At 61.7% G+C, this 21,182-nt stretch carries 17 protein-coding genes; 4 read left to right on the forward strand and 13 right to left on the reverse strand.

Features of this window, described 5'->3' with window-relative positions:
• Positions 1-326: 326 nt before the first annotated feature.
• Both KY494_RS25325 and KY494_RS25330 read left to right on the forward strand, forming a co-directional pair.
• On the forward strand, positions 327-2,009 hold the full coding sequence (locus KY494_RS25325) for a serine hydrolase (RefSeq protein WP_219888629.1): 1,683 nt from the start codon (positions 327-329) through the stop codon (positions 2,007-2,009).
• Between the two features lie 146 nt (positions 2,010-2,155).
• Positions 2,156-4,567 carry a TonB-dependent siderophore receptor gene (locus tag KY494_RS25330; protein WP_258194457.1) on the forward strand — a complete coding sequence of 804 codons (2,412 nt, stop codon included), beginning with the start codon at positions 2,156-2,158 and terminating at the stop codon, positions 4,565-4,567.
• Positions 4,568-4,592: 25 nt separating this feature from the next.
• Here KY494_RS25330 and KY494_RS25335 read toward each other — a convergent pair whose 3' ends face one another.
• The 10 genes from KY494_RS25335 to KY494_RS25380 form a co-directional block, all read right to left on the reverse strand.
• Positions 4,593-5,267 carry a site-2 protease family protein gene (locus tag KY494_RS25335; RefSeq protein WP_219888630.1) on the reverse strand — a complete coding sequence of 225 codons (675 nt, stop codon included), beginning with the start codon at positions 5,265-5,267 and terminating at the stop codon, positions 4,593-4,595.
• 136 nt (positions 5,268-5,403) lie between these two features.
• Positions 5,404-7,221 carry a PhoH family protein gene (locus KY494_RS25340; RefSeq protein ID WP_219888631.1) on the reverse strand — a complete coding sequence of 606 codons (1,818 nt, stop codon included), beginning with the start codon at positions 7,219-7,221 and terminating at the stop codon, positions 5,404-5,406.
• A gap of 301 nt (positions 7,222-7,522) precedes the next feature.
• A complete protein-coding gene (locus KY494_RS25345) occupies positions 7,523-7,945 on the reverse strand; it encodes a peroxiredoxin (protein WP_258194989.1) in 423 nt (140 codons plus the stop codon).
• Positions 7,946-8,069: 124 nt separating this feature from the next.
• The gene (locus tag KY494_RS25350; RefSeq protein ID WP_219888632.1) at positions 8,070-9,029 is read right to left on the reverse strand and encodes a polysaccharide deacetylase family protein; all 960 of its coding nucleotides are present in this window, start codon (positions 9,027-9,029) and stop codon (positions 8,070-8,072) included.
• Positions 9,029-10,081, reverse strand: coding sequence for a bifunctional UDP-4-keto-pentose/UDP-xylose synthase (locus tag KY494_RS25355; protein WP_099762873.1), 1,053 nt, complete (start codon positions 10,079-10,081; stop codon positions 9,029-9,031). The genes KY494_RS25350 and KY494_RS25355 overlap by 1 nt, the downstream gene beginning before the upstream one ends.
• 21 nt (positions 10,082-10,102) lie before the next feature.
• Positions 10,103-11,020, reverse strand: coding sequence for a formyltransferase (locus KY494_RS25360; protein ID WP_219888633.1), 918 nt, complete (start codon positions 11,018-11,020; stop codon positions 10,103-10,105).
• Positions 11,020-12,015, reverse strand: coding sequence for a glycosyltransferase (locus KY494_RS25365; RefSeq protein ID WP_219133796.1), 996 nt, complete (start codon positions 12,013-12,015; stop codon positions 11,020-11,022). The genes KY494_RS25360 and KY494_RS25365 overlap by 1 nt, the downstream gene beginning before the upstream one ends.
• Positions 12,016-12,026: 11 nt before the next feature.
• Positions 12,027-13,163: a DegT/DnrJ/EryC1/StrS aminotransferase family protein gene (locus KY494_RS25370; protein WP_219888634.1), complete on the reverse strand. Its 1,137-nt coding sequence runs from the start codon at positions 13,161-13,163 to the stop codon at positions 12,027-12,029.
• A 127-nt stretch (positions 13,164-13,290) separates the two neighbouring features.
• Positions 13,291-14,964: a glycosyltransferase family 39 protein gene (locus tag KY494_RS25375; protein WP_219888635.1), complete on the reverse strand. Its 1,674-nt coding sequence runs from the start codon at positions 14,962-14,964 to the stop codon at positions 13,291-13,293.
• Complete coding sequence (locus tag KY494_RS25380) at positions 14,961-15,353, reverse strand: Mth938-like domain-containing protein (protein WP_071076138.1); 393 nt, start codon at positions 15,351-15,353, stop codon at positions 14,961-14,963. The genes KY494_RS25375 and KY494_RS25380 overlap by 4 nt, the downstream gene beginning before the upstream one ends.
• 420 nt (positions 15,354-15,773) lie before the next feature.
• Between KY494_RS25380 and KY494_RS25385 the strand changes: the two genes are divergently transcribed.
• Both KY494_RS25385 and KY494_RS25390 read left to right on the forward strand, forming a co-directional pair.
• Positions 15,774-17,003 carry a pyridoxal phosphate-dependent aminotransferase gene (locus KY494_RS25385; RefSeq protein WP_219133792.1) on the forward strand — a complete coding sequence of 410 codons (1,230 nt, stop codon included), beginning with the start codon at positions 15,774-15,776 and terminating at the stop codon, positions 17,001-17,003.
• An 86-nt stretch (positions 17,004-17,089) separates the two neighbouring features.
• Complete coding sequence (locus KY494_RS25390) at positions 17,090-18,412, forward strand: homoserine dehydrogenase (protein ID WP_219133791.1); 1,323 nt, start codon at positions 17,090-17,092, stop codon at positions 18,410-18,412.
• 156 nt (positions 18,413-18,568) lie between these two features.
• Here KY494_RS25390 and KY494_RS25395 read toward each other — a convergent pair whose 3' ends face one another.
• Genes KY494_RS25395 through KY494_RS25405 form a run of 3 tightly spaced genes read right to left on the reverse strand, consistent with a single transcriptional unit; the run spans position 18,569 to position 21,179 of the window.
• Positions 18,569-18,922: a ribonuclease E inhibitor RraB gene (locus KY494_RS25395; protein ID WP_219888636.1), complete on the reverse strand. Its 354-nt coding sequence runs from the start codon at positions 18,920-18,922 to the stop codon at positions 18,569-18,571.
• A 23-nt stretch (positions 18,923-18,945) separates the two neighbouring features.
• Positions 18,946-20,460, reverse strand: coding sequence for a sensor histidine kinase (locus tag KY494_RS25400; RefSeq protein ID WP_258194458.1), 1,515 nt, complete (start codon positions 20,458-20,460; stop codon positions 18,946-18,948).
• Positions 20,457-21,179, reverse strand: a complete 723-nt coding sequence (locus KY494_RS25405; RefSeq protein ID WP_219888637.1) for a response regulator — start codon at positions 21,177-21,179, stop codon at positions 20,457-20,459. The genes KY494_RS25400 and KY494_RS25405 overlap by 4 nt, the downstream gene beginning before the upstream one ends.
• Between the last annotated feature and the right edge of the window lie 3 nt (positions 21,180-21,182).

The following is a 21,182-nucleotide window of genomic DNA, read 5'->3' on the forward strand; positions in this document are numbered from 1 at the left end:
ACGGTTTGAGTATAGGCCGCAGACCCGTTTCCAGCCAATTCACAGTGGCGATAGGTGTTATTCATTTCATGAATGAATATTTCATTTGTAAGTATTTGTGTGAATTTCAGCGCGGCACTGAGTCGAGCATACGATAGGTAGCCAAAAAATCATGGCGGCAAGCTGGCGTGCATTGCGACACGTGACAAAGAGAGAGATTTGCGGCAGGGGCGTCTGTTAGGCTGGCTGAGCTAAATGGAAATATTTCCTATAGTAAATCCATTATCCCGATAGCCGCCGCCAGGGGCATGGTCAGCTTGTTTATCCCTCCTGTGAAAGTGATTTGCATGTTTAAAGTCTCCAGTCTGTGCCTTGCCACCCTGATCCTGTTGCAAACACCTGCCAGCTGGGCCGGCCAGCCCGCTCCACTGAGTGCCCGGCAGCAGGCGCTGGCAGCGCAAATCGATGCCAGCATCGCGCCGTATTACAAATCTGCCGAACCCGGTGCCGTGGTCATCGTCGTCAAGGAGGGACAGCCCCTGTTGCGCAAGGCGTATGGCCTGGCCAGCGTGCAGGATGGCCAGCCGCTGACGCCCGACATGTCGCTGCGCCTGGGCTCCATTTCCAAGCAGTTCACGGCCGTCGCCATCCTGCTGCTGGCGGACCAGGGCAAGCTGGCCGTCACCGATGACATCACGACATTCCTGCCCGACTATCCGACCCACGGCAAGAAAATCACGATCGCGCAGCTGCTCGCGCACACCTCCGGCATCCACGACTATACGGTCAAGCCTGAATTCGTGCCCAACAGCACGAAAGACTTGAGCGTGGCGCAGATGATCGATTTCTTCAAGAACGATCCGCTCGATTTTGAGCCGGGCACGCAGTGGCGCTACAGCAGCTCCGGCTATTTCCTGCTGGGCGCCATCATTGAAAAGGCTTCGGGCCAGCCGTATGCCACTTTCATGGAACAGCAGATCTTTGTACCACTGGGCATGAACGACACAGCCTATGAAGGCCACGAGCGCCAGCCTGGCAAGCGCGCGGCCGGACATATCCGTTCGGGTGAGGCGTATGTGCCGAACCTGCCCCTGAGCATGACGCAGCCGTATGCGGCTGGCGCGCTCGTCTCCACCGTGGACGACCTGGCGCGCTGGGATGCGGCCATTTCGGACGGCAAGCTGCTCAAGGCCGCCACCTGGCAGCAGGCGTTCACGCCGGTAAAACTGAACGATGGCAAGGCCACCCGCTACGGCTATGGCTGGATGCTGGGCACTTGGCAAAACACGCCCGTCATCCACCATGGCGGCGGCATCAATGGCTTTGCCACGTATGCGATGCGCTTGCCCAAGGAAAAAGTCTACGTGGCCGTGCTGGAAAATTCGGACACGGGCCTGGTCGACCCGGACGTGGTGGCGCGCAAAGCGGCCGCCGTCGCCGTGGGCCGGCCGTATCCCGAGATCAAGGTCATTACGCTCAAGCCCGCCATCCTGGACGCCTATGCGGGCGTGTACGCCATCAACGACAAGGCCGGCTATACGATCCGCAACTTCGAGGGCAACTTGCTGCTGCAGCGCACGGGCGGCCCGGCGCAACGCATGATGGCATATTCGCCAAATGGTTTCTTGATTGAAAATACGCTCACCACAGCCGAATTCGAGCGGGGACCGAAGGGCGAAGCACAGCTGATCCTCAACGATGGCGGCGAATCGAAGTCGGTGCACGAGCGCGCCAGCGCCGCCAAGCCGGCGCGTACGGTGGTTGCCATGACGACGGCGCAATTCGATGCCTACGTGGGCAAGTATGCGCTGGCGCCCGAGGTCTACCTGGAAGTGACGCGCGAGGGCGATAAATTCTTCGCCCAGGTGACGGGTTTCCGCAAGCTGGCCATGCTGCCGATGAGCGAGACGGCTTTCTTCTCGAATGAAGTCGATGCGGAAGTGCGCTTCAGCAAGGATGCCGATGGCAAGACGCAACAACTGGTGCTGCGTCAGGAAGGGCAGGATATGCCGGCCAAGCGCGTGAACTGATCGCCGCAGTACAGCGCATGCCTGCCGGCCAGTCGATACTGCCGGCAGGCATTATTTTTTCGTGTCTAGCCTGACCGATTCGCATTCTCAAGGCACCTGCTAAGTAGGGGAATCATTTCAGCAGTCCATTTGAGAGGCTTTACACCATGTCCGTCAGTCGCAAGCAGCACCACCATATTTCCACACCGAAAATCCTTCCCATCGCCCGTGCCGTGTCGCTGGCCGTGTGCAGCCTCGCGCTGTACACGGCCATGCCAGCCCTGGCGCAGGCGCAAGTGGCCAATGTCCAGCAGGCTGGCGTTACGCGCCTGGCCTACAGCATACCGGCCGGTCCGCTGGCACCCGCGCTGCGTAGCCTGGCCAGCGCCGCGAATGTCTTGCTCAGCTACACGCCCGACCAGGCCAGTGGCAAAAGTACGGCCGGCTTGCAAGGCCAGTACACGCCGCAGGCTGCCCTGGCTGTGTTGCTGGAGGGCACGGGTTTGCAGGCAGTCGAACTGGAGGCGGGCAGCTACGTGCTGCGCGCCGCGCCTGCCGTGGCCAGCAAGGCGCCCGACGCCGTCATGCCATTGATTACCGTCAAGGCAGCGGCTGACGCAGGCGAGGGCACGGTGTCGCGCGCTTATGTGCCCATCAGCGTGGTCGCCACCAAGATGGGCACGCCATTGATCGAGACGCCGCGCGCCATTTCCGTCGTCACGCGTGAACAGATCAAGACGCAGGCACCGAAAAGCATCGAGCAGGCGCTGGCCTATACGGCGGGCGTGCTGACGGACGTGACGGGCGCTGACGTGCGCATGTCGGGCGCCACCATCCGCGGCTTCAGCGATGGCAGTTCGTACTACCAGGATGGCTTGAAGCTGTTGTCGGCGGGCAGTTATGGTTCCTGGAACAGCGAAATGGAAGACCTGGACAGCGTCGAAGTCATCAAGGGTCCCGCGTCCGTCTTTTACGGCCAGGGCCGCCCGGGCGGCATGATCAATGTCACTTCCAAGCTGCCGAGCGCCGACCACGTCAATAGCGTGGGTTTTTCGGCAGGGCGCTACCACCGCTATCAGATGAATGCCGACCTGGGCGGCACCGTCGCGGGCAACGATGACTTGCTGTACCGCGTCACGCTGACGGGCCGCGATGCCGACGACCGTCCCATCGCGTCGAAGAATAACCGCGTTTCCATCTCGCCCTCGTTGCGCTGGGACATCTCGGCGCGCACCAGCCTGACCGTGCTGGGCACGTATTCGCAAGAGCGGGGCACACCGAAACCATGGTGGCCCAGCCTGTTTGCCTATCCGCAAATCAAGGACTTGCCCGTCAGCCGCACGGCGGGCGATCCGTCCTTCGACTATTTCGACCGCGATACGCGTGCCCTCGGCTATATGTTCGAGCATGCAACAGGGAATGGCTGGAAGCTGACGCAAAACTTGCGCTATGCCACCATCAAGGTCGATTACCAGCATATCTACGCCCAGGCTTTGCTGGCGGACGGGCGTACTGCCACGCGCGGCAGCCTGGCTGAAAAAGTGGATGGCAAGACCTGGACGGTGGACAGCCGTGCGCAGAAGGACTTTCGCTGGGGCGAGATCGAACACCGGTTCGTGGCGGGCATCGACTACCTGAAATACAAGGAAAATGACGGCCTGGGCTTTGGCTGGGACGTACCGGACCTGGATATTTATTTGCCGGTGTACCATCAGGCGATCGCCGCGCCTGAACTTGACCATACGGATACTGACCTCAAGCAGACGGGCATCTATACCTTGAATCAGTTCAAACTGGGACCGTGGGTGGCGAACGCCAGCCTGCGCCACGACCGTGCGCGCAGCACGCAGGTCAATGCCGCGACGACGCGCATCGACGACAATGCCACCACGGGCAGTGCCGGCGTGCTGTATCTGTTCGACAATGGCGTGGCGCCGTATGCCAGCTATGCCACTTCGTTCGACCCGGCCACGGGCCGCGACTTTGACGGCAAGGCTTTTCAGCCACGCAAGGGCAAGCAGGTGGAGCTGGGTATCAAGTACCAGCCTGCGGGCACATCGACCATGCTGACGGCATCGTTGTTTGATCTGACGCAGACGAATGTCACGACACCAGACCCGCTGCACCCACGTTCGTCGATACAGACGGGCGAGGTGCGTTCGACGGGCGTGGAACTGGAAGGCACGTTCAAACCCTTGCCCGAGCTGAGCGTGCTGGCCGGCTACACCTATCTCGACCCGCGCACGACGAAGAGCAACCACGCCTATGAAATCGGCCGCCAGACCCTGCAGACGACACGCCATGCGGCCAGCGTCTGGCTCGACTACAGGCCCATGGCCGTGCCTGGTCTGATGCTCGCCGGCGGCCTGCGCTACCGTGGCAGTTCACCCTACAATGGCGCGGTCAATGCGCAGTACATGAATGATCCGTACACCCTGGCCGATATCGCCGTGGCCTACGAAACGGCACGTTACCGCCTGGCCCTGAATATCGGCAATGTCTTCGACAAAAAATACTTTGGCGGCATCTTCCGTGGCGCCGAACGCGAAGCCCTGTTGAGCCTGAAGGTGAATTTCTAGGCGGTAGCCAGCCGGGGCCGTGCGATTACAGCCCCAGCGCGCGCCAGCAATACACGGCCAGCGCCGCCGCCCACGCCAGCAAGATCGCCAACCCCGGCAGCAACAGCCATTTTGCTGCCGTCTCTTCCCACTCCACATACGGCTTGCCGCCGCGGGCGATGGCCAGCAGCGCCTGTCCGCCGTTCAAGCCGGCGAACGGCAGCAGGTTGAAGGCGCACAGTTTCAATGCGAACAGGGCGAACACCAGCGCAAAGCCGTGCGTGCGGGCAAACGTTTCCCCTTCACCCAGCAATTCCTGCGCCGTCGACAACGGTGCCAGCGCACCGTGGACGATCTGCCCGAAGGCGGCGATAAAGCGCTCCCAGCCCGAGGTTCCCATGATGCCCAGCGACAAGGCCAGCAAGACGGCCACGCCGCTCAATGGCAGCAGCACCTGCTTCCACAGCGGCTGGAAGTTATACGCGTCAAGGCAGGGATCGTCGTCATACAAGGTTTCTTCACGCGTATCTTTCAGCACTACATTGCCGGCCAGCGGCAGCAGTTTGACGCGCACTTTGCCCCAGCTCAGCAAGGTCGGGCCCACGCCGTAGCTGATGCTGCGGACCGTGATGCCGAACAGCCTGGCGCAGGCCGCCATGACGGAAATGTGGATCAACATGAAGATGAAGAGGCAAAGCAGCAACTGGAAGGCGGGAGGCATCGGATACGGTGTCCTGGAGGAAAGAGAGCGGTATTAGACCATGTCGCAGGAAAAAGTCGCGCACATGAAAAAGCCCCGCCTGCATCGCTGCAGCCGGGGCTTCGAATGAATGGGACAGCTTGCGCCGCCCTATAACTTACAGCACTTCGCTGGCGTGGTCGGCCAGGCGCGAACGCTCGCCGCGCGCCAGGGTGACGTGGCCGCTGTGGGTCCAGCCCTTGAAGCGGTCGACCACGTAGGTCAGGCCGCTCGAACCTTCCGTCAGGTACGGTGTGTCGATCTGCGCGATGTTGCCCAGGCACAGGATCTTCGTGCCGGGACCGGCGCGCGTGACCAGGGTCTTGACCTGTTTCGGCGTCAGGTTCTGTGCTTCATCGATGATGAGGAACTTGTTGACGAAGGTGCGGCCGCGCATGAAGTTGAGCGACTTGATCTTGATGCGCGAGCGGATCAGGTCTTGCGTTGCCGCACGGCCCCATTCGCCGCCATCGGAGTCGGACTTGTTCAGCACTTCCAGGTTGTCGTCGAAGGCGCCCATCCATGGTGACATCTTTTCTTCTTCCGTGCCGGGCAGGAAACCGATGTCTTCGCCGACGGGCACCGTCACGCGGGTGACGATGATTTCATTGTAGAGCTTGGTTTCCAGCACTTGCGCCAGGCCGGCGGCCAGGGCCAGCAGGGTCTTGCCGGTACCGGCCTGGCCCAGCAGGGTGACGAAGTCGCATTCCGGGTTCATCAGCAAGTTCAGCGCGAAATTCTGTTCGCGGTTGCGCGCCGTCACGCCCCACACATTGTTCTTCGTGTGGCTGAAGTCGCGCAGGGTTTGCAGCACGGCCGTCTTGCCATTGATCTGTTTCACCTGGCCGTAGAACGGCGTTTCGCCGTTTTTCGGTTCCAGGTAGATGAACTGGTTGACCAGCAGCGATGGAATGAACGGGCCCGTCACGCGATAGAACGTCGAGCTGTAGCCGTTCTTGCTTTCCTGCCACGATTCCATGTCCTTGCCGTGCTTGTTCCAGAAGTCGTCCGGCAGCTGCACGATGCCCGAATACAACAAGTCCGTGTCTTCCAGCACATGGTCGTTGAAGTAATCTTCGGCCGGCAAGCCCAGGGCGCGCGCCTTGATGCGCATGTTGATGTCTTTCGACACCAGCACGACGGGGCGGCCATCCTGTTCCGACTCCAGCGAACGCACGACGGCGAGGATCTGGTTGTCGGCTTTGCCGACTGGCAAACCGGCGGGCAGGTCGGCGTTTTGCAATCGCGTCTGGAAGAACAGGCGGCCCTTGGCGTCCTTGTTGCCCAGCTTGGACAGCAGGATGCCTTGCTCGATGGCGTCGTCGTCCGTGTTGCTGATCAGGGCGTCGAGCGTGCGCGACACCTGGCGGGCGTTGCGCGCCACTTCGGTCATGCCCTTCTTGTGGTTGTCCAGCTCTTCCAGCGTCATCATCGGCAGGTACACATCGTGTTCCTCGAAGCGGAACAGCGACGATGGATCGTGCATCAGCACGTTGGTGTCGAGCACGAACAGCTTGCGGATGCCGCGCTGGTCGGCGGCGCGGCTGGCGGACGACTTGAGCTGGACTTCGACGGCCTTGTGCTTGGCCGGATGCGGCTGCTCGGCCTGCTTGACGGACTTGATCGGCGTGACCTTGCCTTTCGCCGCAGGCGCGGCTTTTACCGGCGCCGCTGGTGCGGCAGCGGGGGCGGCAACAGGCGCGGCAACGGCTGGCGCAGGCGCCGGCTTGGCGACCATCAGGGCCGCCACTTGCTTGATCTTCGTGGCCGCATTGCGGACCGGCTTGGCAACTTCGGCTATCGCCGCTTCAATGATCGGTGCAGCCACTTTCTTGGCTGCCGGGGTTTTGGTGGCCGGGCGCGCTGCGCCTGCGGTTGGATAATCTTGGGTGGCCAGGATGGTGGCTGGCTTGCTCGGTAATTTTGGCAGTGGCATCAGGATCTCAATCAAAAAATTTCTGGAATGAATCGCCCATGGGCAGCCAGCTTCTGGCGGCACTTCTCATGGGGTGGATGCGGGGGGAACAACAATGCTACAGGACGAGAGACTGCCGGAAGGCCGGCAACATGGCTGGTCATGGACGCCATCGGCGGGCTGCAGGCCCGCCTGGCGGAGTGGGTGGAGGCGCTTCGTTGACTCAAAATGGCGATAGGTACCGTGAACTGAACTGCGGTTGAGCTAATGTCGAACCAAGCTGGCTGGATGCCGACAACGCGCATGCGATCAGAACAGATGATCAATTCAGACGCGCCACGAATTCCAGCACTTCTTCCACGTGAGTTGCGACCTTCACGCCTCTCCATTCTTTCACCAATCGGCCCTGGGCGTCAATCACAAACGTGCTGCGTTCGACGCCACGGACCGTCTTGCCATACATCTGTTTCATCTTCATGACGTTAAACAGCAGGCAAACGGCTTCGTCCGGGTCGGAAATGAGTTCGAATGGCAGTTCCAGCTTGGCTTTGAAGCTTTCGTGCGAGCGCAGGGAATCGCGGCTGATGCCGTAGATTTCCACGCCGGCGGCGACAAATTGCGGATACGCGTCACGGAAGGCGATGTTTTCCGTGGTGCAGCCAGGGGTGTTGTCCTTCGGATAGAAAAACAGCACCGTGGCCTTGGCCGGACGGCCCAGCAACTGAAAGGTCTTGCCGCTGGTCATGGCGGCACTAAAGTCGGGTATGCTAACGAGGGATTGGCTATCAGCCACAGGTTCTCTCCTGAACGGTGATCATCAGCGCTGTTTTTTTAATCTGGCAACGCATCCAGGTGCAACAATACAGCATTCAGGCCGCTTTGCCCTGCACAATCAGGCGTCCCGAACGCCCGGGCAACTCATCCCAGGTGATGGGGCAAACGGGCAAGTCCGACTCTTTTATCTTTTCATAATAATCGCCCATCGCTGCAAACTGGTAGCCCTGGGCTTTCCAGCCCGCCAGCAGTTGTTCGAAAATGGGGGCGAGTTTCTGTCCTTCAAGTTCCGCATGCAAGGTATACACGTGGTCGCGCGGATTGTCCGCCGTCAGCGACAATATGTGCGCAGCAACATTGCCGGTCGTGATCAGCTTGCCGTCGATTTCGCAGCCCAGCAATTCATCCAGGGTGGGCAGGGTGGTGGGCAATTGCACGCATTGCAGGATGGTGTTGCCGTTGCGCACGCGGTGCGGGCCTTGCGACGGCTGCGCCATGGCGCCGCGCGCGTCGAGCATGGCGCGACCGTCGGAGGCAAAGCGGTAGCCGGCCGTGTCGTGTTCGACAAAGGCGCTGACATTCATTTGCCAGCCGGCCGCGCCGTGCGTGTGCGGCTTGGCGCCAAACACCTGTTCGTAGCGGTTGGCGGCCTTGCGCATCATGTTGATGGTCCACGCGGCGTTGCGCTTGGCCACGTTGTCTTGCCACAGGGTGTGATCCCAGGTGTGGATGCCGCACTCGAAACCGGCATCGCGCACGGCGCGCAATTGCGCCGCGCATTGCTTGCCGATATCGGGGCCCGGCAGCAAGGTGCCGTACATCAATGTTTTCAAGCCGTAGTGCTCGACCACCGAGGTGCGCGACACCTTGCTGAAAAAGCCGGGCCTCAAGGCGCGCCGCAGGGCCCAGCCCGTGTGGTCGGGGCCCAGCGAGAACAGAAAGGTGGCCTTGGCCTGGTGCGCGGCCAGCATGCGCACCAGATTGCCCATGCCTTCACGGGTGCCGCGATAGGTATCGACGTCGATTTTCAGGGTCAGGAACGGCTTGCTCAACATTAATCCATCAAGGCTTTGGCTTGGGCTACCTGGCTGCGGTAGGCGTCGAAGATATTGCGCAGGGAATCGGCCATGGTGGTGCTTGGCGCCCAGCCCAGTTCTTCGCAGGTATTCGTGATTTTCGGCACGCGGTTTTGCACGTCCTGGTAGCCGGCACCGTAGTAGGCGCCCGAAGTCGTTTCCACGATGTTCACGTGTTTTGCGCCTTCGGCGTATTCAGGATATTCGGCAGCCAGGGTCAGCATCATGCCGGCCAGGTCGCGAATCGAGTAATTGTTGACCGGATTGCCAATGTTGTAGATCTTGCCGCTGGCGATGCCATTCTTGTTGGCGATGATGCGCATCAGCGCATCGATGCCGTCGTCGATGTAGGTGAACGCGCGTTTTTGCGCGCCGCCGTCGACCAGCGAGATGTTCTCGCCGCGCACGATGTGGCCGAAGAATTGCGTCACCACCCGCGAGGAACCTTCTTTTGGCGTGTGGATCGAGTCCAGGCCGGCGCCGATCCAGTTGAATGGACGGAACAGCGTGAAGTTCAAGCCTTCCATGCCGTAGCCCCAGATCACGCGGTCCATCAGCTGCTTGGCGTTCGAATAGATCCAGCGCGGCTTGTTGATCGGGCCGCAGATCAGTTCCGAGTTTTCCGGATCGAATTCCTCGTCGTGGCACATGCCATACACTTCCGAGGTCGACGGGAACACCAGGTGCTTGCCGTACTTGGCGGCCGAACGCACGATAGGCAGGTTGGCTTCGAAGTCCAGTTCGAACACGCGCAGCGGCTGCTTGACGTAGGTCGACGGCGTGGCGATGGCGACCAGCGGCAGGATCACGTCGCATTTCTTGACGTGGTACTCGACCCATTCCTTGTTGATCGTGATGTCGCCTTCGAAGAAGTGCATGCGCGACTTGTAGTTGTCATCTTCCAGCAATTCCGTGATGCGGTCCGTGTTCATGTCCATGCCATAGACATGCCAGTCGGTGGTTTCCAGGATGCGCTTGGACAGGTGGTGGCCGATGAAGCCGTTGACGCCTAAGATGAGGACTTTTTTCATGTGAGATTCTCTTGAGTGATATCAGTGTGTGCTGACGCGGGCGGTCAGACTTGCTTGCAATTGCTGAGCCGAAATCGGCTCCCCGGCAGCCCTCAGGGCGGAAATGGCCAGCATGCGGCCGTCTCCGCAGACGCCAAAGATGCAATTATCCACTACCGCCAAGCCCGCTGGCAAACTTCCTGCGGAACGCTTGCTCAAACGGGCGGTTTCGATGATGTAAATGACATCGTTGACTTCGGTGAACGCGCCGGGATAGGGCGGGGCGACGGCCCGGTGCAGGTTGTATACCTGTTGCGCAGGTAACTTCCAGTCGATGCGGCCGTCTTCCGGCTTGCGCCCGCCAAAATAGCCGCCCTGGCGCAAATCGTTCAACTGGCGCGGCGCCGTACCGTCCAGCAAGGCCGGCAGCACACCCCACAGCGTTTGTTCCGCCGCCACGGTGACCTTGCCGAACACTTCGAAGGCCGTGTCGTCGGGCAGGATGGGTACGGCCGTTTGCGCCACGATGGCGCCGGCGTCGGGCTTGACCGTCATTTCATGCAGGGTGGCGCCCGTCTGCGTGGCGCCATGCAGCACGGCCCAGTTGACGGGCGCGCGGCCGCGGAACTGCGGCAGCAGCGAGCCATGCATATTGTAGGCGGGTGCGACATCCAGGATGCTGGCGGGCAGCATGTGGCGGTAGTAAAAGCTGAATAGCATGTCCGGTGCCGCCGCCTGCACCTGCGCCAGCAACTCGGGCGCGCGCGCGTCCAGAGGTGTGATGTACGGGATGCCTTCGGCCTGGCACAGGCTGGCGACGGATTCGAACCACAGGTTTTCCGTGGGGCTGTCTTCGTGCGTGACGACGAGGGCGATATCGACGCCGCCAGCGAGCAGCACCTTGATGCAGCGCACGCCCACATTGTGGTAGCCGAAGACGACGGCGCGTGGGGCGCCCATCAGCGGCCCACCTGGCGCTTTTCCAGGCGCACATACGATGGCGCCTCGGCTTCCGCCTGGACCATGCCATCCTGCAAGATGGTTTGCACCACATAGCGGGGACGGGCACGCACTTGCTGGAAGATGCGTCCCACGTATTCTCCCACCAGGCCGATGCCGAACAGGATCACGCCCATCAGGAAGAAGGCGATGGCGAACAGGGTGAACACGCCTTCGGCCTCCGCGCCCAGCAGGAAGCGGCGCACCAGCAAATAGATCACCAGCAGGGCGGAGCTGACCGACAGCAGCATGCCCAGCATGGAAAAGATTTGCAGGGGAATCAGCGAAAAGCCCGTGACGAGGTCGAAATTGAGGCGGATCAGGCTGTACAGCGAATATTTCGATTCACCGGCGGCCCGTTCCTCGTGCTCGACGGTGATTTCCGTCGGCTTGCGCGCGAACGTGTAGGCCAGGGCGGGTACGAAGGTGTTGACTTCGGCGCACTGGTTGACCAGGTCGATCACATTGCGGCCATACGCGCGCAGCATGTTGCCCTGGTCGGTAATTTTGATATTCGTGATCTTTTCACGCAGGCGGTTCATCATTTTCGACGCCAGGGTGCGCCAGGCGGAATCTTGCCGCTTGCGCCGGATCGAGCCCACGTAATCGTAGCCTTCGCGCATCTTCGCCACCAGGTTGCCGATTTCTTCGGGCGGGTTTTGCAGGTCTGCGTCGAGCGTGATCATGATTTGCCCGCGCGAGGCTTCAAAACCGGCCAGGATGGCCATGTGCTGGCCGTAATTGCCGTTGAACAAGACGACGCGCGTGACGTCGGGGCGCTGGCGGAATTGTTCCGCCAGGATCGCCACCGAATTGTCGCGGCTGCCATCGTTGACGAAGATGATCTCGTAGCTCGTCTGCAAGGCGTCCAGCGCTGGATACAGGCGCGCGAACAGGCTGGCCAGGCCATCCTGCTCGTTGTAGATTGGAATGATAATGGACAGTTCAGGTTTCATCGGCGCGCTGCTCACTTGATGAGAATGGATTTGACGGTGGCGACGGCGCGTTCCACGTCCTGTGTCGTCATGGCGTAGAACATCGGCAAGGTCACGGTCAGGCGGCCGATCTTTTCCGAGACGGGGAACATGCCCTCGGTAAAGCCGCGTTCACGGTACATGGTAAACAAGTGGATCGGTGCGTAATGATAGCCCGTTCCCACGTTTTGCTGCGCCATTTGCTGCATGAACGCGGCGCGCGTGCCGGGGCCATTGTCGGGCAGGATGATCTGGAACAAATGCCAGTTGCTGTTTTCAAAGTCTTGCACGGGCAACTGGGCGCCGCTCTGCGCTTCAAAATCGCTGCCGAATTGCTCAAAGTAATGGCGTGCCAGCGCGCGGCGGTGGGCCGTGATGGCGTCGATATTGGCGAACTGGCCCAGGCCGATGGCAGCCATGATGTCGCTCATGTTGTATTTTCCGCCCAGCACATCAACATCGATGCCGTCGACGCCGCTGCGCGTCACGCCCTGCAGCCGGTATTTCTCGGCCAGCTTCGCTTCTTCCAGGTTGTTGAGGACGAGGCAGCCGCCTTCGCCCGTGGTGATGTTCTTGTTGGCCTGGAAGCTGAACGAGACGAAGTCGCCAAAGGACCCGATGCGCTTGCCCTTCCAGGTCGAGCCGAATGCTTGCGCCGCGTCTTCCACGACTCTTAAATTGTACTTTTCAGCAATCGCGTACAGGCGGTCCATGTCGACAGGCAAGCCGGACAGATAAACGGGGATGATCGCTTTCGTGCGGGGCGTGATGGCCGCTTCCAGCTTGTCGAGGTCGATATTCCGTGTGACCGGGTCGATATCGGCAAACACGGGCGTGGCGCCCACTTCGATGATGACGTTGGCCGTCGCCACCCACGACACGGGCGTCGTGATGACTTCGTCGCCGGGGCCTGTGCCGGCGATGCGCAGCGCGATTTCCATGGTGCAGGTACCCGAATTGAAGGTACGCACGGGGCGTCCGCCGAAATATTCGGACAGCTGGGCTTCGAAGGCTTGTACTTTCGGGCCGCTGGTGATCCAGCCCGAGCGCAGCACCTCGCCGACGGCGGCGATGGTCGCTTCATCGATGGTGGGTTTGGAAAAAGGCAAAAAGGGCAGGGTAGAGGTCATGGGCGTGGTTTTTGGTTCTGTATTCTGTCAGGATATCGGCATCGTCGGTTCAGCGGTGAAAAATCCTGCTGATGCGGGGCGGGGCCAGCCGGGGTGCGATGCATGCCGCCTCGCCCCCGTTAAGCATTTATTTATTGGCAACGACAATGCGGCGTGCATCTTCGGCAATGACACGCATGGGCACGCCACGTTGTTGCAATTCCTTGTAACGGTACAGGCTGATAATGGCCATGTCGTGCACGCCGGCGTTGGCATCGTTCGTCCACTGCGTGATGAAAGGCTCGATGGTCGGAATGGACAGTTCCGGCTGCTGTTTCAGGCCAAACGTGAACTCATCCCAGTAATCGACGAGGATCACGGGCCGCTGCAGATAATAGGTCAGCGACTGTTCATAAATACCGACCGAATAGAGCTTGGTATCGGCCGTCAGTTCAGCCTGGATCTGCGGCAGCATGTCGGTACCCGCGCGGTTCTGGCCATACAGTTCGGAGCCGGCCAGGATGCAGTGCGTGGCCAGGAAGCCGGCGCCGGCGATCGTCAGCACGGTCATGTCGCGGCGCAGCTGGCGCGCATGCAGCAAGGCCAGGGCGCCGCCAGCCAGGACGAAGAAGCCGGCCGCCATCAGCCACGGCTGGTAACCTTTCAGCGCCGCCAGCTCCGCCGGATCGCGTTCGCTGGCGTGATTGAAGCCGATCGGCGCACCGATCAGGATGGCGACGCCCAGCACGCACAGCAGGCCGGCGGCGAACAGGCGCTGGCGGCGCGAGGCCGACTCCAGGAATAGCGCAATCAGCAGCGCCAGAGCGGGGAAGATGGGCACGATGTAGCCGGGCAGCTTCGAGGTCGAGTAGCTGAAGAAGAAAGTGATGAACAGGACCCAGATCAGCAGCATCAAACGGGGCTGGAAGGTGCCTTCCTGGCGCTTGAAGGCGGCAGCCAGGCTTTGCGGCAGCACGCCTATCCATGGCAGGATGCCGGGAATGAGCAGGACCAGGAAGTAGTACCAGGCGCCTTCGCGCTTGTGACCCTTCATCAGGAAACGCTGGAAGTGCTCGTGGATGAAGAAGAAATGCGGTTGCTCCGGATTGCGCAGGGCCACCAGCACGAACCATGGCGTGGCGATGGCGAAAAACACCAGCAAGCCCTTGATCAGATGCAAGCGGGTCCAGATGCGCCAGTCGCGCGCGCACAGCGAATACAGCACCAGCACGGCGCCCGGCAGCACGATGCCGATCAGCCCCTTGGCCAGCACGGCCAGCGCCATGCCTGCCCAGCACAGCAGCATCCAGTTGCGCCGCTCGGCGGGGGAGGCCTCGTCGCGCTGGGCCACCAGCAGGCTGGTCAGCACGATGGTCATCATGCCCGACAGGCCCATGTCCAGCGAATTGATCTGGCCGGAAGCGAGCCAGAACAGGCTCGACGCCAGCACCAGGCCGGCATACAAGCCCACGCGCGGACCAAAGACTTTCTTGCCTGCATAGGCCGTCATGCACACGCCGATGATGCCGCACAGGCCCGTCCACAGGCGCGCCTGCCATTCGCCCAGGCCGAAGGCGGCGAAGCTGAGTGCATTCATCCACGTTTGCAGGGGCGGCTTTTCAAAATACTTGATGCCGTTCAGGCGCGTGGTGACCCAGTCGCCGGTGACGAACATCTCGCGCGCCATCTCGGCGTAGCGGCCCTCGTCGGGCGGCACCAGGGTACGCACGCCCAGCGCATACAGGGTGACGACGATGAAGATGCCCAGCAGGGACCACATCAGCAGTCGCGACGAGTGCAGTTCGTTGACATTGATTTTCATGTGGCGCTGCCTGCGCCGGGAGCCAGGATCAGGGCCAGGGTGACTTTGCGGCCTTCGCCCATCAGGATGTTGTAGGTGCGGCAGGCTGCCTGGCTATCCATGCACTCGACGCCGATGCGGCGCATGGTCAGCGCGGCCGTCAGCTTCGGATGCACGAAACGCTGGCGCTCGCCCGTGCCGAGGATGACCACGTCGGGCGCGTCGGCCAGGATTTGCGCGAAATGCGCCTCGCTCAGCTGTTCGAAACTGTCCACCTCCCACGCGCGTGGCGGCGTTTCCGGCATGACGATCAGGCTGTAGTTGTACGGCTGGGCATTGATCTCCACGCCATTTTCATCGTAGCCTGTGACGGTTTGGTATTGTTGGGTGCTGCTGGCATGCAGTTTCATGGCGATGTCGGGGCTGTTCGTGTCGGTTGATCGGTGCGCGCGCTGTGCGGATGCGCGCTGCGGCCAAGGGCGTAAGCATGCCATAAATGACAGAAAAGAGCGACTAAAAAGCAACATCCTTTCCAATTTGCAATTTATGGGCAAATTTTTGGCGCAACAGTGGCCGGCGGCGCTTGCCATAGTAGTAGGCAAAGATTAAGAGAAGATGAAGAGGGTCCGCCGGGAAAAGCACGCGCGTGCCGGGCAGCGTGGCATAAACGGCGAGAAATGCTGCAATTTGCCATGTTTAATTTGATAAAATGGCCTGCTTTCGGCGAGAATGGTTGTTTTCGCATTGCAGTCTCACGGGTTCACAGTTCTGGCGCGGCGTTCATGCTGCAAGCGTAGGTCGGCCGCGCCGCATCACGACAGGGATTTATTTTGCGACCGATTCAGAAATCGAATAAATTGGCGGACGTCTGCTATGACATCCGCGGCCCGGTCCTGGAAAAATCCAGGCAAATGGAAGAAGAGGGCCACAAGATCACCAAGCTCAATATCGGCAATCTGGCCGTATTCGGCTTCGATCCGCCCGACGAAATCGTGCGCGACATGATGCTCAATCTGCAAAATGCGGCCGGCTATACGGATTCGAAAGGCATGTTCGCGCCGCGCAAGGCCGTCATGCATTACACGCAGGGCAAGAATATCGCCGGCGTGACCATCGATGACATTTACCTGGGCAATGGCGCTTCCGAACTGATCGTCATGTCGATGAACGCCCTGCTCAACAGTGGCGACGAAGTGCTGGTGCCGGCGCCCGACTATCCGCTGTGGACGGCCGCCGTCAGCCTGTCGGGCGGCAATCCCGTGCATTATGTGTGCGACGAACAGAACGAATGGTATCCCGATATCGAGGACATGCGCCGCAAGATCACGCCGCAAACGAAAGCCATCGTCGTCATCAACCCGAACAATCCCACCGGCGCGCTGTATCCGGTTTCCGTGCTGCAGCAGATCGTCGACCTGGCGCGCCAGCACCAGTTGATCATTTTCGCCGACGAAATCTACGACAAGGTGCTGTACGACGAAGCCGAGCACGTGTCGATCGCCTCGCTGGCCGACGACGTGTTGTTCATCACCATGAACGGCCTGTCGAAGAATTACCGCTCCTGCGGCTACCGTTCCGGCTGGATGGTGGTCTCGGGCGAAAAGCGCCATGCAAAAGATTACATCGAGGGCCTCAACATGCTGGCCTCGATGCGGCTATGCGCCAACGCGCCGGGGCAGTTTGCCATCCAGACGGCGCTAGGCGGCTACCAGAGCATACAAGACCTGGTGGGGCCCGGCGGGCGCCTGTTGAAACAGCGCGACCTGGCGCACAAGCTGCTGACCGATATTCCGGGCGTCACCTGTGTCAAGCCGAAGGCCGCGCTGTACATGTTCCCGCGCCTGGACCCGGAGGTCTACCCGATCGCCGACGACCAGCAGTTTGCCTATGAATTACTGGCCGAGGCCAAGGTCCTGATCGTGCAGGGCACGGGGTTCAACTGGATCGCGCCCGACCATTTCCGCGTCGTCTTCCTGCCCAATTCCGATGACCTGACCGAGGCCATGGGGCGCATCGCGCGCTTCCTCGAGGGTTACCGCAAGCGTCACGGCCGGGGCTGAACCGGCCAGCAGCAATCTCGATCAACCATACCGATCAACCTGGCGCCGCCCAAGGGGGCGCCACTTATGAGCAGTCAAGCACAACTATGAAATCCATCAAGATCGGCCTGCTGGGCCTGGGCAATGTCGGTTACGGCACGTTCAGTGTCCTGAAACGCAACCAGGAAGAAATCAAGCGCCGCGCGGGCCGCGGCATTGAAGTCGTCGCCGTCGCCGTGCGCGACGTGGCGCGCGCCGAAGCGCTGGTCGCCGGTGCCTGCAAGGTCGTCAATGACCCGTCCCTGATCGTCAACGATCCCGAGATCGACATCGTCGTCGAACTGATCGGCGGCTACGACCTGTCGAAAACCCTGGTGCTGCAGGCCATCGCCAACGGCAAGCACGTGGTGACGGCCAACAAGGCCTTGCTGGCCGTGCATGGCAACGAAATCTTCGCCGCCGCCCAGGACAAGGGCGTGATGGTGGCCTTCGAAGCGGCCGTCGCGGGCGGCATCCCCATCATCAAGGCGCTGCGCGAAGGCTTGACGGCCAACCGCATCGAATGGATCGCCGGCATCATCAACGGCACCACCAATTTCATCCTGTCCGAAATGCGCGACAAGGGCCTCGATTTCGCCACCGTGCTGAAACAGGCGCAGGAACTCGGTTACGCGGAAGCCGATCCCACCTTCGACATCGAAGGCGTCGATGCCGCGCACAAGGCCACCATCATGTCGGCCATCGCCTTCGGCATCCCGGTGCAGTTCGACAAGGCCTACGTGGAAGGCATCAGCAACCTTAACGCCGTCGACATCCGCTACGCCGAGCAGCTGGGCTACCGCATCAAGCTGCTGGGCATCACCAAGCGCGCCACCGTCAATGGCGTGGAAGGCATCGAGCTGCGCGTGCATCCGACCCTGATCCCGGCCAAGCGCCTGATCGCCAATGTGGAAGGCGCCATGAATGCGGTGCTGGTGCACGGCGACGCCGTCGGCGCCAGCCTGTACTCGGGCCGCGGCGCGGGCGCCGAGCCGACCGCCTCGTCGGTGATCGCCGACCTGGTCGACATCACGCGCCTGGCCACGGCCGATCCGGAACACCGCGTGCCGCACCTGGCGTTCCAGCCGAACGCGATGACCAACATCGACATCCTGCCGATGTCGGAAATCACCACCAGCTACTACCTGCGCATGCACGTGGCCGACCAGCCGGGCGTGCTGGCCGACCTGACGCGCATCCTGGCCGAACGGAGCATCTCGATCGACGCCATGCTGCAAAAAGAGCCGGCCGAGGGCGAGACGCATACGGACATCATCATGCTGACGCACCAGACGCAGGAAAAGAACGTCACGGCCGCCATCGAAAAGATGGAAGCGCTCAATAGCGTGGTGGGCACGGTCACCAAGATCCGCCTGGAAAACCTCAGCTGAGCGTTTTCAGCGATCCACGCAAAACGGCGCCCGCGGGCGCCGTTTTTCGTTTGTGATGTAGGTCGGATTAGTGCGGCAAGGCCGCACGTAATCCGACAACATTGTTGGCGTGGCCGATGGTGCTGTCGGATTACGGTCCTTCGGACCTCATCCGACCTACGCTGCGGTAACGACCGGGCCCACATCCATGCCGTCATAGCTGGCCAGCTGGTTTTCCTGGGCAAACGCCATCAGTTCGCCATTGCGCGCATGCAGGCTGTCGACGCTGTGCACTTCCGCTTTTTCCACGTGCAGCACCCACACGGGTGCGGCGGCCGGGTCGTCCAGTTCGGGCTGATACAGTTCCACCGGGCGGTAGCCCTGCAGCGCCAGCAAGGTGGCGGCCTGCTCCAGCGACTCGGAAGTGGGGTTGGTGAAGTAATAGCCCCACAGCAGCGGCTGGGACAAGTCCCACGGCGCGTTTTCGGCGATATTGGCAAACAGTTCGGTTACGTCTTCTTTGGTCATCATGGCAGTGGGCCTTCATTAAAATCTCAGGGCGCGATCTTAGCATCGACTGGCGCTGCGGCGAAATACACGCCGACTTTCAATCCATGCCCATTCGCCGCCGTGGCCAGTTCCAGGCTGGCGCCATGCAGGGCGGCGATGTCGCGCACGATGGCCAGGCCCAGCCCGGCGCCGCCCGGGTTGCTCTCGAGTGCCGTGCCGACCCGGTAGAACGGCGTAAATACCCGTTCGCGTTCCGCGGGCGGGATGCCGGCGCCGCTGTCCTCCACTTCCAGTACCGCGCCGTGCCCCGCTTGTGCAGCGCGCACGCGCAGGATCACGCTGCCGCCCTGCGGCGTGTAGCGCAAGGCATTGTCGACCAGGTTGGCCAGCAGTTCGTGCAGCAGCACGGCCTGACCATGCACCGGCGCGTCGTCGGGCGCTTCCAGCGATAAATCGATATTCTTGCCGACGGCGGCCATGGCCATTTCCAGCCCTACCTGCTGCGCCACGTCGCGCAGCGGGACGGTATGCATGGCCAGGCTGTCGCTGCCATGCTCGATGCGCGCCAGGGTCAGCAGGCGGTTGGCCAGCAGCACGGTCGAATCGGTGGTGGCGGCGATCGAGCGCACGATGTCGCGCAGGGCGGCCATGTCGGATGGCGTGCCGGCCTGGCGGTCGCATTCGCGCATGGCCAGTTCGGCCTGGGTTTTCAGCACCGTCAACGGCGTGCGCAGCTGGTGCGAGGCATCGGCGATGAAACGGCGCTGGCTGGCGATCAGTTGCTGCAGGCGCGACATGGAGCCGTTCATGGCGCTGACCAGCGGGCGCATTTCCTTGTGCACCAGCGCGGGATCGACATCGGACAGGTCGGACAGGATGCGCGTCTCGACTTCCGTTTTCAAGCGCATCAGCGGCCGCAGCACCAGGCGCACGGCAAACCATACGAGCGCGCCCATCACCAGTATCATCGCCGCCTGCCAGCTCAGGGTATCGAACAGGATCTGGTTCGACAGGCCGCGCCGCGCATCGAGCGTTTCAGCCACCTGGATCAGGGCAATGCCGCGCATCGAGTCGTCATACACGGGTTGCAGCAGGGCGGCGATGCGGATCGGCTTGCCGTGGTAGTCGGCATGGTAGAAGCGCACCAGGGCCGGGTAGTTCTGCGAGCGGGGCACGTTTTTCGGCACGGGCGGCAAGTCGCCATAGCCCGAGACCAGTTCGCCGTTGATGCCCGTGACCTTGTAATAGATGCGGCCCAGGGTGTCGGTCTCGAAGCTGTCGAGCGCCACGTAGGGCACTTCGGCCACGACCTTGCCGCCGACGATGGAGACGCGCTCGGCCAGCGCCCGCGTCGACGCCAGCAACGAGCGGTCGTAGGCCATGTCGGCCGCGTCGAGCGCATTGCGGTAAACAAAAAAAGCGTCGAGCAACACCAGCATCACCAGCGGGATGAGCAGCCAGCGCAGCAGCTGGCTGCGCAGGCTGCCCAGCGGCCGGCCCTGCGCCCAGCGCCCGCGCAGGCGCTCGGACAGGGGCCGGCGTGGGGCGTGCGCCTTCATTTGGGCGTGGCCGGCGCCATGGCGCTGCGCGGCTGCAGCAGGTAGCCGATGCCGCGCAAGGTGGTGATGGCGGCGCCGTCGGGCGAACCGGCTTCCACGCCGTTTTCAAGTTTTTTACGTACCCTGTGGATGTACAGTTCGATGGCGTCCAGGTTGACGTCGTCGGCCAGCGCGAAGACTTCGTCGAACAGCTTTTCCTTCGATACGGCGCGCCCGGAGCGCGTGATCAGCGCCTCGAGCACCGCGTGTTCGCGCGGCGTCAGGGGAAAAGGGGCGCCGGCGTAGCTGAACATGCGCGTGACGGTGTCGAAACTGAGCGCGCCGCAGGTGTGCACCAGCGCCTCGTTGCCCTGGCTGCGGCGCAGCAGCGCTTTGACGCGCGCTTCCAGTTCGGCCAGCTCGAACGGCTTGGCCATGTAATCGTCGGCGCCCAGGTTCAGGCCCTGTACCTTGTCATCGAGGCCGCCGCGCGCCGTGAGTATCATGACGGGCGTCTTGCCTCGCGTGCCGCCGCGCGCGCGCAGGCGGCGCAGCACGTCCAGGCCGTCCATCTTCGGCAGGGTCAGGTCGAGCAGCACCAGTGAGTATTCCTGCGTGTGCAGCAGGGCGTCGGCATCGGCGCCGTTGTGGGCGGTCTCCACCGTCAGGTGCGCGTCGCGCAGGGCCTTTGCCAGCCAGTGCGACAGCTCCAGATGGTCTTCCACTAATAATATGCGCATGGT

This window comes from Janthinobacterium sp. PAMC25594 (assembly GCF_019443505.1).
Classification (GTDB): domain Bacteria; phylum Pseudomonadota; class Gammaproteobacteria; order Burkholderiales; family Burkholderiaceae_D; genus Janthinobacterium.

Excerpts from the sequence above, each read along its gene's own strand:
- KY494_RS25325 (WP_219888629.1), top strand. The coding sequence starts at position 327 with ATGTTTAAAGTCTCCAGTCTGTGCCTTGCCACCCTGATCCTGTTGCAA.
- KY494_RS25330 (WP_258194457.1), top strand. The coding sequence starts at position 2,156 with ATGTCCGTCAGTCGCAAGCAGCACCACCATATTTCCACACCGAAAATC.
- KY494_RS25335 (WP_219888630.1), bottom strand. The coding sequence starts at position 5,267 with ATGCCTCCCGCCTTCCAGTTGCTGCTTTGCCTCTTCATCTTCATGTTG.
- KY494_RS25340 (WP_219888631.1), bottom strand. The coding sequence starts at position 7,221 with ATGCCACTGCCAAAATTACCGAGCAAGCCAGCCACCATCCTGGCCACC.
- KY494_RS25345 (WP_258194989.1), bottom strand. The coding sequence starts at position 7,945 with ATGACCAGCGGCAAGACCTTTCAGTTGCTGGGCCGTCCGGCCAAGGCC.
- KY494_RS25350 (WP_219888632.1), bottom strand. The coding sequence starts at position 9,029 with ATGTTGAGCAAGCCGTTCCTGACCCTGAAAATCGACGTCGATACCTAT.
- KY494_RS25355 (WP_099762873.1), bottom strand. The coding sequence starts at position 10,081 with ATGAAAAAAGTCCTCATCTTAGGCGTCAACGGCTTCATCGGCCACCAC.
- KY494_RS25360 (WP_219888633.1), bottom strand. The coding sequence starts at position 11,020 with ATGGGCGCCCCACGCGCCGTCGTCTTCGGCTACCACAATGTGGGCGTG.
- KY494_RS25365 (WP_219133796.1), bottom strand. The coding sequence starts at position 12,015 with ATGAAACCTGAACTGTCCATTATCATTCCAATCTACAACGAGCAGGAT.
- KY494_RS25370 (WP_219888634.1), bottom strand. The coding sequence starts at position 13,163 with ATGACCTCTACCCTGCCCTTTTTGCCTTTTTCCAAACCCACCATCGAT.
- KY494_RS25375 (WP_219888635.1), bottom strand. The coding sequence starts at position 14,964 with ATGAAAATCAATGTCAACGAACTGCACTCGTCGCGACTGCTGATGTGG.
- KY494_RS25380 (WP_071076138.1), bottom strand. The coding sequence starts at position 15,353 with ATGAAACTGCATGCCAGCAGCACCCAACAATACCAAACCGTCACAGGC.
- KY494_RS25390 (WP_219133791.1), top strand. The coding sequence starts at position 17,090 with ATGAAATCCATCAAGATCGGCCTGCTGGGCCTGGGCAATGTCGGTTAC.
- KY494_RS25395 (WP_219888636.1), bottom strand. The coding sequence starts at position 18,922 with ATGATGACCAAAGAAGACGTAACCGAACTGTTTGCCAATATCGCCGAA.
- KY494_RS25400 (WP_258194458.1), bottom strand. The coding sequence starts at position 20,460 with ATGAAGGCGCACGCCCCACGCCGGCCCCTGTCCGAGCGCCTGCGCGGG.
- KY494_RS25405 (WP_219888637.1), bottom strand. The coding sequence starts at position 21,179 with ATGCGCATATTATTAGTGGAAGACCATCTGGAGCTGTCGCACTGGCTG.